The organism is Serratia sp. LSHTC3 (assembly GCF_057197125.1).
Genome location: NZ_JBXUNP010000001.1, coordinates 577,363 through 591,260 on the forward strand (window position 1 = coordinate 577,363; position 13,898 = coordinate 591,260).

The 13,898-nt window shown below is 64.1% G+C and carries 13 protein-coding genes; 10 read left to right on the forward strand and 3 right to left on the reverse strand.

The window, feature by feature from the left end; genetic code table 11:
* The first annotated feature begins 72 nt into the window (after window positions 1-72).
* Together AC2CGI_RS02760 and tmaR are read left to right on the forward strand one after the other, a co-directional pair.
* A complete protein-coding gene (locus tag AC2CGI_RS02760; protein WP_021505906.1) occupies window positions 73-1,140 on the forward strand; it encodes an FUSC family protein in 1,068 nt (355 codons plus the stop codon).
* A gap of 160 nt (window positions 1,141-1,300) precedes the next feature.
* Window positions 1,301-1,618 (forward strand): PTS system regulator TmaR, encoded by a 318-nt coding sequence (tmaR, locus tag AC2CGI_RS02765; RefSeq protein WP_004935612.1) that lies wholly within the window; start codon window positions 1,301-1,303, stop codon window positions 1,616-1,618.
* Between the two features lie 158 nt (window positions 1,619-1,776).
* Here the strand turns inward: tmaR and AC2CGI_RS02770 are convergent, their stop codons facing one another.
* Both AC2CGI_RS02770 and AC2CGI_RS02775 read right to left on the reverse strand, forming a co-directional pair.
* Window positions 1,777-2,565: an ABC transporter substrate-binding protein gene (locus AC2CGI_RS02770; protein ID WP_076740641.1), complete on the reverse strand. Its 789-nt coding sequence runs from the start codon at window positions 2,563-2,565 to the stop codon at window positions 1,777-1,779.
* Window positions 2,566-2,587: 22 nt separating this feature from the next.
* Complete coding sequence (locus tag AC2CGI_RS02775; protein ID WP_076740642.1) at window positions 2,588-3,769, reverse strand: M20 aminoacylase family protein; 1,182 nt, start codon at window positions 3,767-3,769, stop codon at window positions 2,588-2,590.
* 140 nt (window positions 3,770-3,909) lie between these two features.
* Between AC2CGI_RS02775 and AC2CGI_RS02780 the strand changes: the two genes are divergently transcribed.
* From AC2CGI_RS02780 to araD, 8 genes are all read left to right on the forward strand, one after another.
* Window positions 3,910-4,863, forward strand: a complete 954-nt coding sequence (locus tag AC2CGI_RS02780; RefSeq protein WP_075686129.1) for a LysR family transcriptional regulator — start codon at window positions 3,910-3,912, stop codon at window positions 4,861-4,863.
* Window positions 4,864-5,147: 284 nt separating this feature from the next.
* The gene (locus AC2CGI_RS02785; protein WP_033632578.1) at window positions 5,148-6,215 is read left to right on the forward strand and encodes a zinc-binding dehydrogenase; all 1,068 of its coding nucleotides are present in this window, start codon (window positions 5,148-5,150) and stop codon (window positions 6,213-6,215) included.
* Window positions 6,216-6,352: 137 nt separating this feature from the next.
* Window positions 6,353-7,270, forward strand: coding sequence for an ABC transporter substrate-binding protein (locus tag AC2CGI_RS02790; protein ID WP_015378502.1), 918 nt, complete (start codon window positions 6,353-6,355; stop codon window positions 7,268-7,270).
* Window positions 7,271-7,372: 102 nt separating this feature from the next.
* Window positions 7,373-8,815 (forward strand): sugar ABC transporter ATP-binding protein, encoded by a 1,443-nt coding sequence (locus tag AC2CGI_RS02795; protein ID WP_484593932.1) that lies wholly within the window; start codon window positions 7,373-7,375, stop codon window positions 8,813-8,815.
* Window positions 8,812-9,801, forward strand: a complete 990-nt coding sequence (locus AC2CGI_RS02800) for an ABC transporter permease (protein WP_015378500.1) — start codon at window positions 8,812-8,814, stop codon at window positions 9,799-9,801. Before AC2CGI_RS02795 ends, AC2CGI_RS02800 begins: the two co-directional genes overlap by 4 nt.
* Window positions 9,802-9,809: 8 nt before the next feature.
* Complete coding sequence (locus tag AC2CGI_RS02805) at window positions 9,810-11,297, forward strand: FGGY-family carbohydrate kinase (RefSeq protein ID WP_075686122.1); 1,488 nt, start codon at window positions 9,810-9,812, stop codon at window positions 11,295-11,297.
* The gene (locus tag AC2CGI_RS02810) at window positions 11,284-12,153 is read left to right on the forward strand and encodes an L-ribulose-5-phosphate 3-epimerase (RefSeq protein WP_076740643.1); all 870 of its coding nucleotides are present in this window, start codon (window positions 11,284-11,286) and stop codon (window positions 12,151-12,153) included. The genes AC2CGI_RS02805 and AC2CGI_RS02810 overlap by 14 nt, the downstream gene beginning before the upstream one ends.
* Window positions 12,147-12,839: an L-ribulose-5-phosphate 4-epimerase gene (araD, locus tag AC2CGI_RS02815; protein WP_076740644.1), complete on the forward strand. Its 693-nt coding sequence runs from the start codon at window positions 12,147-12,149 to the stop codon at window positions 12,837-12,839. The genes AC2CGI_RS02810 and araD overlap by 7 nt, the downstream gene beginning before the upstream one ends.
* Window positions 12,840-12,845: 6 nt before the next feature.
* Here araD and AC2CGI_RS02820 read toward each other — a convergent pair whose 3' ends face one another.
* A complete protein-coding gene (locus AC2CGI_RS02820) occupies window positions 12,846-13,850 on the reverse strand; it encodes a LacI family DNA-binding transcriptional regulator (RefSeq protein ID WP_004935582.1) in 1,005 nt (334 codons plus the stop codon).
* Window positions 13,851-13,898 lie beyond the last annotated feature (48 nt).

The following is a 13,898-nucleotide window of genomic DNA, read 5'->3' on the forward strand; positions in this document are numbered from 1 at the left end:
CCTCATTCGCCTTTTCCTTGCCGGGCTTCCTCCGCTAAAATAGCGGCCTGGCTGGTGTTTATCGGAGGCACTGTGCGCCTCGATCGAAAAATCTCTTCACTTGAACTGCTGACCTATCGCCACTATCGCATCGTTCACGGCGTGCGCATCGGGCTGGCGTTTATCCTGACCTTTCTGCTGATCCGCCTGCTGGCGGTGCCCGAAGGCACCTGGCCGCTGATCACCTTGGTGGTGGTGATGGGGCCGATCTCGTTTTGGGGCAACGTGCTGCAGCGGGCGCTGCAACGCATTGCCGGCACGGTGTTCGGCGCGGCTTCCGGCCTGATCGCCCTGTATCTGGAACTCTATTCGCTGCCGCTGATGCTGGCATGGTGCGGCGTGGTGATGTTCGTCTGCGGTTACCTGACGCTCGGCAAACGGCCGTATATGGCGCTGCTGGTGGGGATCACGCTGGCGGTGGTGTGCGGCGCGGGCGCCGGTGACATGCACACCGCGCTGTGGCGCAGCGGCGACGTGATCTTCGGCTCGCTGCTGGCGCTGCTGTTCACCAGCATCTACCCACAGCGCGCCTATATTCTGTGGCGCATGCAAATGGCGGACTGTCTGCAAACCGCCGCCCGTATCTACGGCGCGTATTTTTCGCCGAACGTCATTGAGCGGCCGCGGTTGGAGCCGCAGCTCAAGGATCTGTTGAATCAGGTGGTGAAGCTGCGCAGCCTGATCGTGCCCGCCAGCAAGGAAACCCGCATCCCCAAAGCGGTGTTCGAGGCGGTGCAAACCCTCAGCCGCAATCTGGTGTGCACGCTGGAACTGATGGCCGATGCCTACTGGGCCTCGCGTGAAACGCACTTCATTATGTTGAACGCCCGCACGCTGCGCAGCACCCAGCTGCTGACGCTGAGCTCGCTGGAGTCGTTGGCGGTGCTGATGCGCGAAGGGCCGCAGGCGCAGCGGCAGGCGGCGGCGGGGCAGCTGGCGGAAATCGCCGGCGAGCTGAAAACGCTGATGCAAGAGGTCAGCCTTGGCCAGCACGGCGAAGCGCCGATTTACGGCTATGTCTGGCTCAGCATGGAGCTGGCGCAGCAGTTGGAAGAGCTGGGGGATCTGCTCCAGGTCTGCACCGCCGCCGGGCGCGAATAAGGGGTCAGATCATGAAGGCGGCGCTTTGGGTTTTGGCCGCCGGGGCAAAGTGGGTAAGATAAGCCAATCACTGTTGTGCCGGACCGCCACAAACCTGTATCTTGGTGCCATGTGGCCGTAAGCAAATGAATCTGTGTATTACTAAAGCAAGGGTATAAAGATGGATAATGCAAATAAGCCGAGTTTCCAGGACGTGCTGGAGTTTGTGCGTATGTTCCGCCGCAAAAACAAACTGCAACGCGAGATCGTCGACAACGAAAAGAAAATTCGTGATAACCAGAAGCGCGTGCTGCTGCTCGACAACCTGAGTGAGTACATCAAGCCCGGCATGAGCATTGAAGACATTCAGGGCATCATCGCCAACATGCGCAGCGACTACGAAGATCGCGTTGATGACTACATCATCAAAAATGCCGATCTGTCCAAAGAACGCCGCGAGCTGTCCAAAAAGCTGAAAGCGATGGGCGAAGTGAAGTAGCCCGCCTTATCGGGCCAGGCGTCTTGCCTGGCCCGCATCCTTATCCCGCCTGATTTTCCGTTCTTGCCGACACTGCCGTTTCCGTTGGGGCGTTCCCCGGCGGCCGAAGGCGCCTCCCCATCCTGCAGGACCTGCAGGTGACCGCCGGGGAACGCGTGTTACTGCTCCGCGCCGTACATGTCGAAATCGAAATACTTGTCGTTGATTTTCTTGTAAGTGCCGTTGGCGCGGATCGCCTGCAGCGCGGCGTTGAAGGCGTTAAGCAGCGCGGTATCCTCTTTGCGCACCCCGATGCCGTCGCCGACGCCGAAGTATTTGCTGTCGCTCAATTCGGCGCCGATAAAGGCAAAGTCTTTGCCGCCGGGCGTTTTGAAGAATTCGCTGGCGCTGACGCTGGCCAGCAGCGACGCATCCAGGCGGCCGTTGGCCAGATCTTCGTTCACCTCCTGCTGGCTTTGGTAGGCGACCACGTTGACGCCGGCCGGCCGCCACAGCGCGTTGGCGTAGGTCTCCTGGCTGGAACCTTGCTGCACGCCGACCGATTTGCCTTTCAGCGAGGCGGCGGTAGGCTGCAGATTGCTGCCTTTATGCGCCACCAGCCGCGCCGGGGCGTTGGAGACTTTGCTGGAGAAAGCGATCTGCTGCCGGCGCTGCGGCGTAATGGTCATCGACGAGGCGATGGCGTCGAACTTCTTCGCCTGCAGGCCGGGGATCATGCCGTCCCAGCTGCTTTCCACCCACACGCATTTGGCCTGCATCTGGTCACACAGCGCCTGGGCGATATCGACGCCGAAGCCGGTCAGCTTGCCCTGCGGATTTTTATACTCCAGCGGCGGAAAGGTGGGATCGATGCCCAGCTTGATCACGTTGCCGCTGAATTCACCGCTCAGCGCGGGAAAGCTCGCGGCCAGCGGCAGCAACAACAACAGCCCTTTGATGATTTTCATGTCATTTCCTCTGTGTTGGCGATTAAACCGCGGGGCGAGCCAAAAAGCGCTCGACCAATTTGACCCAGTAAGTGGCGCCCAACGACAGACTGTCGTCGTTGAAGTCATAACCGGGGTTGTGCAGGGAATTGCCCGGCGTGGCGGGGCCGTTGCCGATCGAGATGTAGCTGCCCGGGCACTTCTCCAGCATAAAGGCGAAATCTTCGCTGGCGGTGAACGGCCGCAGCGTGGGGAGCACTCGGCTCTCTCCGGCCCATTCCAGCGCCACCGCGCGCGCCAGTTCGGTTTCTGCCGGGTGGTTCACCAGCACCGGGTAGCCGTGCTGATAGTCGATCTCCGCGCGGGCGCCGAAGCTGGCGGCCTGCGCCGTGACCAGTTCAGTGATGCGCTGTTCCAGCCGCGCACGCACCGCCGCCGTCAGCGCGCGCACGCTGAGCGTCAGGGTGGCGGTCGCCGGGATCACGTTGGCGGCCTGGCCGGCCTGCATCGCCCCCACGGTGACGATCGCCGTTTCCTGCGGATCGATATTGCGCGCCACGATGGTTTGCAGGCTCATAACGATGGCTGCGCAGGCCACCACCGGATCGACGGTGCTCTGCGGCACCGCGCCGTGGCCGCCGTGGCCGTGCAGGGTGATGTGCACCGTATCGGCCGAGCACATGAAGGGGCCGCCGGCGAAGCCCAGGTGGCCGGTGGGTAAGCCGGGCACGTTGTGCATGGCGAACACCGCGTCGCAGGGGAAGCGCTCAAACAGGCCGTCTTCGATCATCACTCTGGCGCCGCCGCCGCCTTCTTCCGCCGGCTGAAAGATCAGGTGCAGCGTGCCGCAAAAGTTCGGCTGCCGCGCCAGATAGCGCGCCGCTGCCAGCAGCATGGCGGTGTGCCCGTCGTGGCCGCAGGCATGCATCACCCCGGAATGGGTGCTGGCGTAAGGCAGTTCGGTGGTTTCGGCAATCGGCAGGGCGTCCATGTCGGCGCGGATGCCGAGCGATTTTCCCGGCCCGCGCTGCAGTGTGGCGACAACGCCGGTTTGTCCTACGCCGCGCGTGACGCGGTAACCCCATTCCTCCAGCCGCCGCGCCACCAGATCCGAAGTGGCGAACTCCTGGAATCCCAATTCCGGGTGGGCGTGAATATGGCGGCGAAGCGCGACCATCTCATCATGAACGGCGGCGATCTCAGGCAGTAGCAGTGAATGCATCATCACGGTCTCCGGCAAAAGGGGCCCGGCCAGTGGGCGGGGAACGGGGCAGAGGGGATAGGCATCGAGACTAGCAAACTCCGTTTTTGCCGGGTAGCCGCCGTTCAGTTATGCTGACAACCTATGATTGTCAGGAGGTGGACATGAAACTGCACCAACTGCAGGCGCTGGTGGCCAGCGCCGACAGCGGCAGCATTCGCGCGGCGGCGCGGCATCTGGGGCTGTCGCAGGCGGCGGTGACCCGTGCACTGCGCGAACTGGAGCAAGAACAGGCGCTGCCGCTGCTGATCCGCACGCCGACCGGGCTGGGTTTTACCCCCTACGGCAAAACCCTGCTGGCGCACGCCCGGCTGGTGCTGAACCAGTTGGAGCAGGCGCAGGGCGAAATGGCGGCGCTGCGCGGGAGTGCGGCGGATCTGGTTAAGGCGGCGATCACTCCCTGGCTGATGCTGACGGTGCTGCCGCCGGCGGTGATGGCGTTTCGCAGCAAGGTGCCGGCGGTGCGGCTGGAACTGTCGGAAAGCCTGATGGCCAACGCCCAGTCGCAGCTGCGCGAGGGCACGATGGATTTCGCCATCACGCCGCTGCCGGCGTCGTCGGCGCCGCAGGAGTTTCACTGCGAGCCGCTGCTGGAGTATGAAACGGCGTACATGGTGCGGCGCGGCCACCCGCTGGCGCACAGCACCTCGCTGCATCAGCTGCTGGAGCAGGATTGGGTGATGAGCTATACCCAGGAAAGTTTCGATGCGCTGCTCGACGAGGTGTTCCACCGCCACGGCGTGCGCCTGCCGCGCCAGCGCATTATCCAGGCGCATTCGTTCGGTATGCTGCAGGCGCTGGTGGAGTCCGCCGAGATGTGTACCTGGTGCCCGCGGCCGATCGCCGCGCTGCCGCAGTTTGCCTCCCGCGTGCAGCCGCTGGCGCTGCGGGAGAGCTGCCAACCGGCGCAGCTGAATATCGTCACCCGGCGCAACAGCATTCTGAGCGCCGCCGCCCATGCGTTTATCGACACGCTGGTGCGCACCCTGCGCCAGCAGGTGCGATCGTCGCGGCCGGAAGATCGCCAGATCTACGATCGCGTGCGCCTGCTGATTTAGCGGATCTGCCCGGATCGCCGATCCCGTAAATGGGATCGCGATCCGCATTTGTAGCATTTTTAGCCGCAATGTTAACGAACTGTGATTTTGCTCAAATAATTATTTTTGCAGCTTTGGTTATATGTCGCTCTATGTTCACGTTGTCATTTTTAGTTATCGGGATGTGTAATGGTTAATTTGTTGAAATTTATAATTTTATAACTCAGTTTGTTTTTTGTTTGATAAAAATGACAACGTCAACATTTATAATTTTCAAGCGTTTAACGAGAATATTGGAGGGATAGATGAGCCAGTTGCCGGAAAAAATGCGCGCGGTCGTTTGCCACGGCCCGCAGGACTACCGTTTCGAACAGGTGCCCACGCCGCTGCCGAAGGCGCGCGAGCTGGTGATCAAGGTGGAAGGCTGCGGCATCTGCGCAGGCGACTGCAAGTGCAAGAACGGCGCGCAGATGTTTTGGGGGGAGACCCCGTGGGTCAAACCGCCGGTGGTGCCGGGGCACGAGTTCTACGGCCGCATCGCCGCGCTGGGCGAGGGCGCGGAAGGCAAATACCGGATCGGTGAGCGGGTGATCGCCGAGCAGATCGTGCCGTGCTGGGAGTGCCGTTACTGCAAATCCGGCAGTTACTGGATGTGTGAGACGCATAACATTTACGGCTTCCAGAAAGACGTGGCGGAGGGCGGCATGGCGGAATACATGCGCTTTTCCGAGAACGCCATCGTGCACAAGATCCCGGAAAGCCTGAGCCATGAAGACGCGGTCTTGATCGAACCGATGGCCTGCGCCATCCACACCGTGGCGCGCGGCGACATTCAGCTGGACGACGTGGTGGTGCTGGCCGGCGCCGGGCCGCTTGGGCTGTGCATGGTGCAGGTGGCACGCCTGAAGACGCCGAAGAAACTGATCGTGATCGACGCCATCGACGAGCGGCTGGCGCTGGCGAAGGAATTTGGCGCCGACGTGGTGATCAACCCGCTGAAGGAAGACGCCGACCAGATCGTCAAATCGCTGACCGGTGGCTACGGCTGCGACGTCTACATCGAGGCCACCGGCGCGCCGATCGGCGTTACTCAGGGGCTGCAGATGATCCGCAAGCTGGGCCGCTTCGTGGAGTTCAGCGTGTTCGGCAAGGAAACCACCGTCGACTGGTCGATCATCGGCGATCGCAAGGAGCTGGACATTCGCGGCGCGCACCTGGCGCCCTACAGCTATGAGATCGCCATCGATCTGTTCGAGCGCGGGCTGGTGACCTCAAGCGGCGTGGTGACCCACAGCTATTCATTGAACGACTGGGACGAAGCCTTCGCCCTGGCGGACTCGACCGACTCCATCAAGGTGATCCTGGTTCCCTGACCCTCCCGCCGTACCGCTGTTGCAGTCACGATCGCCGGCCCGCTCCGCAATGGGGGGGCCGGCCGGTCGGCCAAACGTAAAGACATGCTGTTGCTCTGATAACCACAACAAGAAGCTTCCCTACAGGAGAATTGGCTATGTTTTCATTATTCAAAAAGACCCTGCCTTTTATCGTCGCCGGTGGAATGTTGGCGGCCAGCCATGGGGCGCTGGCCAAGCAAATCACTATCGGTATGTCGTTCCAGGAAATGAACAACGACTACTTCGTCACCATGAAGCAGGCGCTGGATCAGGCGGCGGCGGATATCGGCGCCAAGGTGTATGTGGCCGATGCCCGCCATGACGTCGCCAAGCAGATCGGCGACGTGGAAGACATGCTGCAGAAGAAGGTGGATATCCTGCTGATCAACCCGACCGACTCGGTGGGGGTGCAGTCGGCGGTGATCTCCGCCCATAAGGCCGGCGCGGTGGTGGTGGCGATCGACGCGCAGGCCGAAGGGCCGCTGGACTCGTTCGTCGGCTCGGAAAACTACGACGCCGGCTTCCAGGCGGGCGAATACCTGGCGAAAGCGCTGGGCGGCAAAGGCAAGGTGGCGATCCTCGACGGCATCCCGGTGGTGCCGATCCTGGAGCGCGTGCGCGGCTTTGAAGCGGCGATGAAAAAATACCCCGACATCAAGATCGTCACCAAACAAAACGGCAAGCAGGAGCGCGACACCGCGCTGACCGTCACCGAAAACATGCTGCAGTCGGCACCGGATTTGGCGGGCATCTTCAGCGTCAACGACGTCGGCGCGCTCGGTGCCCTGGCGGCGATCGAAAGCAACGGCGCCAAGGTCAAGCTGGTGAGCGTCGACGGCCAGCCGGAAGCCATCAAAGAGATCCTCAAGCCGAATTCGCCGTTCATCGCTACCTCGGCGCAGTTCCCGCGCGACCAGCTGCGCATCGCGCTCGGCATTGCGCTGGCCCGCTACTGGGGCGCCACGGTGCCGAAAACCGTGCCGGTCAAAGTGAAGCTGATCGACCGCAGCAATGCGGCCGGCTTTAGCTGGTAACAGCGGCCAGGTTCGCCCCGCTGCGGCGGGGCGTTCGGCGCGGAGGGCAATGCGGCGACACCTTTACTGGAACTGAAGCGAATAAAAAAGAGCTTTCCCGGCGTGAAGGCGCTGGACGGCATCGATCTGGCCATTCAACGGGGCGAGGTGCACGCCCTGCTGGGCGAAAACGGCGCCGGCAAATCGACGCTGGTGAAAATCATGTGCGGCATCCATCAGCCGGACGAGGGCGACATTTTTATCGACGGCGAGCAGCGCCGCTTTAACAACTATCGCCAGGCGATCGAGGCCGGGGTCGGCATTATTTTTCAGGAATTCTCGTTGATTCCCTACATGAGCGCCATCGACAACATCTTCCTCAACCGGGAGATCAGGAACCGCTGGGGCCTGCTGGATCGGCGGGCGATGCGGCGCAAGGCCGAGGCGATCTTCAAGCGGCTGACGGTGGCTATCGATCTCGATTGCCCGGTGGAGCAGCTGAGCGTGGCGCAGCAGCAGTTTGTGGAGATCGCCAAGGCGCTGTCGCTGGAGGCGCGGGTGCTGGTGCTGGACGAACCGACCGCCACGCTGACGCTGGGCGAGGCCGAACACCTGTTCAGCGTGATGAACGATCTGCGGCTGCTGGGCGTTGGCATGGTGTTTATCTCGCACCATTTGGACGAGATCTTCACCATCTGCGATCGCATCACCGTGCTGCGCGACGGCGCCTACATCGAAACGTTGGCCACCAGTGACACCAACGTGGAAGAGCTGGTGCGGCTGATGGTCGGGCGCAAAATCGAGAACGCCTTCCCGGTGAAACAGCATCCGGTCGATACCGCGACGGTGCTGCTGGAGGCGGAGATCCAGCGCGAGAAGCACGGCGCGACCGACCGTTTTCGGCTGCACAAGGGTGAGATCCTCGGCTTCGCCGGGCTGGTGGGCTCCGGGCGCACCGAGACCGTCTCGGCGCTGATCGGCGCCAGCCGCTGCCACCGCAAACGCGTCAGCCTCGGCGGCCAACCGGCGGCGCTGCGCTCCCCGGCGCAGGCGCTGGCGCAGGGCATCGGCCTGCTGCCGGAGAGCCGCAAAACCGAGGGCCTGGTGCTGCCGTTTTCGGTGGCGCAGAACATCACCCTCAACCGGCACCACCGGCGCGGCAAGATCTTCGTCAGCGCCCGCAAGGATCGCGACGTGGTGCAGCGGCTGATCCGCGCCGTGGGGGTGAAAACCCCGGACGCCGAGACCGCCGTCAGCACCCTGAGCGGCGGCAACCAGCAGAAAGTGGTGATCGCCCGCTGGCTCAACAACGACTGCAACATCCTGATCTTCGACGAGCCGACGCGCGGCATCGACGTGGGCGCCAAGGCCGAGATCTACCAGCTGATGCAGCAACTGACCCAGCAGGGCATCTCCATCATCATGATTTCCTCCGAACTGCCGGAGATCATCGGCGTGTGCGACCGCGTGCTGGTGTTTCGCGGCGGCCACATCGTCGCCGAGCTGACCGGCGACGACATCGAATCCAACCACATCATGCTTCACGCGACCGGGAGTGCCTTATGATCGGAATTGAACAACCCGCCGTGGCGCGCCGCGCCGCCGGCCCCAGCCTCGGCAAGCGCTGGGAAAAACTGCTGCATCACCCGGCGGTTCTGCCGTTTATCGGCTTCGCTGTCCTGTTCGTGCTGATGAGCCTGCTGAACGACAGCTTCCTCAGCGTCAACAACCTGACCAACGTGGCGCGCCAGGTGTCGATCAACGCCATCATCGCGGTGGGCATGACCTGCGCCATCCTGACCGGCGGCATCGATCTCTCGGTGGGGCCGGTGATGGCGCTGGCCGGTTCGGTCGCCGCCGGGCTGATGCTGGCGGCGGTGCCGATCCCGCTGGCGATGGTGGCCGCGCTGGCGCTCGGCGCGCTGTTCGGCCTGGCCAACGGCGCCTGCATCGCCTACCTGCGCATGCCGCCGATCATCGTCACCCTGGCGTCGATGGGCATCGCCCGCGGCTTGGCGCTGCTCTATACCGGCGGCTACCCGATCTCCGGCCTGCCCGACGTCTTCTCCTTCTTCGGCCGCGGCACGGTGCTGGGCATCCAGGTGCCGATCCTGATCATGCTCGGCGTGTACCTGCTGGCCTGGCTGATGCTCAACCAGCTGCCGTTCGGCCGCTACGTCTATGCAATGGGCGGCAACGAAGAGGCGGCGCGCCTGAGCGGCATCCGCGTGCCGCGCTACAAGATGCTGGTGTACGTGATAAGCGGCCTGACCGCCGCGCTGGCCGGGCTGGTGCTGACCTCGCGCCTGATGAGCGGGCAGCCCAACGCCGGCGAAGGCTTCGAGCTGGACGCCATCGCCGCCGTAGTGCTGGGCGGGGCGGCGATCTCCGGCGGGCGCGGCGCCATCGTCGGCACGCTGGTGGGGGCGATGATGCTCGGGGTGCTCAACAACGGCCTCAATCTGATGAACGTGTCGCCGTATATCCAGAACGTGGTGAAGGGCGGCATCATCCTGGCCGCCATCTACCTCAGCTCCGTGCGGCGCAAATAGGAGGCGCGATGTCAGTCTTTCTTGGCATAGACGTCGGCGGCACGGTGATCAAGGCCGGGCTGTACCGGGCAAGCGGCGAAGAGCTGGCGATCGCCGAGCGTGACGGCGCGGCGATCGCCGCCCAGCCGGGCTTTAGCGAGCGCAATATGGACGCGCTGTGGGATGACGTTTGCGCGGCGATCCGCCAGACGCTGCACGCGGCGGGGCTGGAGGCCGGGCAGGTGCGCGGCGTCAGCTTTTCGGCGCACGGCAAAGGGCTGTACGCCATCGACCGCCACGGCAAGCCGGTCGGCAACGGCATTCTGTCTTCGGACAACCGCGCGGCGGCCACGGTGGCTGAGCTGCGCTGCGCCGGCGTGGATGCGCAGAGCTACCCGCGCAGCCTGCAGCCGCTGTGGCCCAGCCACCCGGCGCTGCTGCTGCGCTGGCTGAAGCAGCGGCAACCGGCGCAGTACGCCGCCGTCGATCGCATCCTGATGGCGCACGACTACCTGCGCTTTCGCCTCACCGGCGAGGCGGCGGCCGAAGTGACCAACATCTCCGGCAGCAACCTGTTTAACCAGCGCAGCGGCGCTTACGATCCGGCGCTGATGGCGGCCTTTGGCATCGAAGAGGCGCAGGAGAAGACCGCGCCAACGATCGGCTCGGCGCAGCTGGCCGGGCGGGTGACGGCCGCTGCGGCGGCGCAGTGCGGCCTGCGAGCGGGCACCGCGGTGTACGGCGGCCTGTTCGACGTGGTGGGCGCGGCGCTCAGCTCCGGCGTGGCCGACGATCGCACGCTCAGCGCGGTGGCGGGCACCTGGTCGATCGCCACCTGCGTGACCGAGCGCATCATTCCCGCCGATTACCCCTACGCCTGGGGGCGCTACTGCATCGACGGCCGCTATTTCGTGCACGAAGGCAGCCCGACCTCGGCAGGCAACCTGGCCTGGTTCCTGCGCCAGTTCTGCGCCGACGACCGGCAGCGCTACGCCCAGTTCAACGCCTGGGTGGCCGAGCGCCGCGAGCAGCCCAGCGGGCTGCTGTTCCTGCCGTATCTGTACGGCTCCAACCTCGGCGGCAACACGCCGGGCGGGCTGATCGGCCTGAGCGCCCACCACGAGATGGCGGACGTGGTGCAGGCGATCTACCAGGGCATCGTGTTCTCGCACCTGATCCATCAGGAGCGCATGGTGCAACTGAACCCGCGTATCGAGCGGGTGCGCATGACCGGCGGGCCGACGCAGTCCGAGGTCTGGATGCAGATGTACGCCGACGCCGGCAACCTGCCGCTTGAGGTGGTGGAAACGCGCCAGAGCGGCTGCCGCGCCGCCGCCCTGTGCGCCGCCGTCGGCGCCGGGGAGTACGCCGGGTTCGCCGAAGCGATCGCCGCCGCGCCGCCCAAACTGCGCTGTTATTATCCCGCGACCGCCGCCCATCGGCGCCTGCGCGCCCAGCAGGCGCGCTATCTGGCGGTCGCTCAGGCTTTGAGTGAGGTGACTGATGCAAACGACTAACGCCGCCTGTCTGGGGCTGTATGAAAAAGCGCTGCCCGCCGATCTGGACTGGCCGCAGCGGCTGGCCACCGCCGCCGAGCTGGGCTTTGAATTTGTAGAGATGTCTATAGACGAACAGCCGGCGCGCCAGCAGCGGCTGGACTGGGATCGCCGCCAGCGGCTGGCGTTTATCCAGGCGCGGCTCGACAGCGGGGTGACGGTGCCGAGCCTGTGCCTGTCGGCGCACCGGCGCGATCCGTTCGGCAGCGCCGAGGCCGCCACCCGCGAGCGGGCGCGGGTGCTGATGAGCAAGGCGCTGGAACTGGCGACGGATCTCGGTATCCGCAACATCCAGCTGGCGGGCTACGACGTCTATTACGAACCCGCCGATCGCTACAGCCGCGAGCGCTTTATCGAGGGCATGCAGTGGGCGGCGGCGCAGGCCGCCAGGGCGCAGGTGATGCTGTCGGTGGAGGTGATGGACACGCCGTTCATCAACAGCATCAGCAAATGGCGCGACATCGCCCGCCACGTCAACAGCCCGTGGTTCACGGTGTATCCCGATCTCGGCAACCTCAGCGCCTGGGGCAACGACGTCGCCGCCGAGCTGGCGCTGGGCATCGGCAGCATCACCGCCGTGCACCTCAAAGACACCGTGGCGGTGGGGCCGGGTAGCGCCGGGCAGTTCCGCGACGTGCCGTTCGGCGAAGGCTGCGTGGATTTCGCCCACGCTTTTTCCGTGCTCAACGCGCTCGGCTATCGCGGCCCCTACCTGCTGGAGATGTGGGCGCGCGAAGACGGGCAGGATAAGCAGCGCATCGCCCAGGCCAAGGCCTGGATCGAACAACAGATGAATGAGGGAGGCATCGCATGCTGAACGACCTCAAGCGGCAGGTGCTGGCGGCCAACCTCAGCCTGCCGACATACGGGCTGGTGACCTTTACCTGGGGCAACGTCTCGGCGATCGACCGCCAGAGCGGGCTGGTGGTGATCAAACCTTCGGGCATCGCCTACGAGGCGATGACGCTGGAGGATTTGGTGGTGGTGGATCTGGAGGGTAAGGTGCGCGAAGGGCACCGCAAGCCCTCATCCGACACCGCCACCCACCTGGCGCTGTACCGCGCCTTCGCCGATATCGGCGGCGTGGTGCACACCCACAGCCGCAACGCCACCATCTGGGCGCAGGCCGGGCAGCCGATCCCGGCGCTAGGCACCACCCACGCCGACTACTTTTACGGCGACATTCCCTGCACCCGGCCGATGAGCGAGGCGGAGATCGCCGGGGATTACGAGGGGGAAACCGGCAAGGTAATCATCGAGACCTTCAGTCAGGCGGGGCGCGATCCGCAGCAGGTGCCGGGGGTGCTGGTATACTCCCACGGCCCGTTCGCCTGGGGCAAGGACGCGGCGGATGCGGTGCACAACGCGGTGGTGCTGGAGGAGGTGGCGATCATGGCGATGGCGACGCGCCAGCTGGCGCCGGCCATCGCCCCGATGCAGCCGGAGCTATTGGACAAACATTTCCTGCGCAAGCACGGCAAACACGCCTACTACGGGCAATAACACCCGTCAGCGATTCAACAGCGAGCCGGTGAAGAACTCTCTGCGCACCGGCAGCTCGCCGCGCGGGCTGTTAATGGCGCTGAACAGCAGCTCCGCGGCGATCTCCCCCAGTTTCTGCGTATCGTGATACACCCCCGGAATGTGCAGGCCGTAAGCGCCGGCGCGCGGCGGCTCGTCTATCGAGAAGAACTTCACCTGCTGATAAAGCCCCATCTCGTGGCAGATGGCGATGGCGCCCAGCGTGATGATGCCGTTCAGGCCGATGATGTAATCCGGGCGGTTCTCCGGCTGCGCCAGATAGGCGCGCACCTCGCTCTCTTGCGAGGTGAAATCGTAGTCGCCGTTGATGATATGAATCTCACGCCCGCTGCCCTGCAAGGCCGCGACGATGCCGGCGGTGCGCGTTAGCGTAATTTCCGAATCCGCCGGGCCGCCGATAATCAGCAGCTTCTGCTCCGGCTGCTCCGCCAGATAACGCCCGGCCAGCACGCCGATCTCGCGGTTATCGAGGAACACGCCGCTCAGCTGCTGATCGTAGAGATCGCGGTCGATCAGGATCAGCGGCACGCCGTACACCTCGGCCAGCTCGAGATAGGCGGGGCGGTAGCGCTTGTCGTCGCGCACCGCCGAGAGCAGGATGCCGCGCGCCTTGTAGCCGAACAGCGCCTGAATGGCGCGCATTTCCGCCTCTTCGCTGCCGTCGGTGTCGAACAGCATGATCTGGTAGCCCTGCTGACGCGCAATGCGCGACACGGTCTTGATCAGGCCGGAATAGAACGGGTTGTACATGCTGCTGGTGACGATGCCGATAATCTGGCTGCTGCTGCTTTTCAGCCCCTGCGCGAACGCGTTGGGCACATAGTTCAGCTCTTTGGCGATGGCGTGAATGCGCTCGCGGGTTTCCGGCTTGACCAGCTCGGGCTTATTGAAGGCGCGGGAAACGGTGATATTGGTCACCCTGGCGCGGCGGGCGATATCCACGATAGTGGCATTGGGATTGGCTTTCGACACCGTCTTTCCTTGCGTTATGCCTCAACAGATCCCTTATTGTAGGGAAAG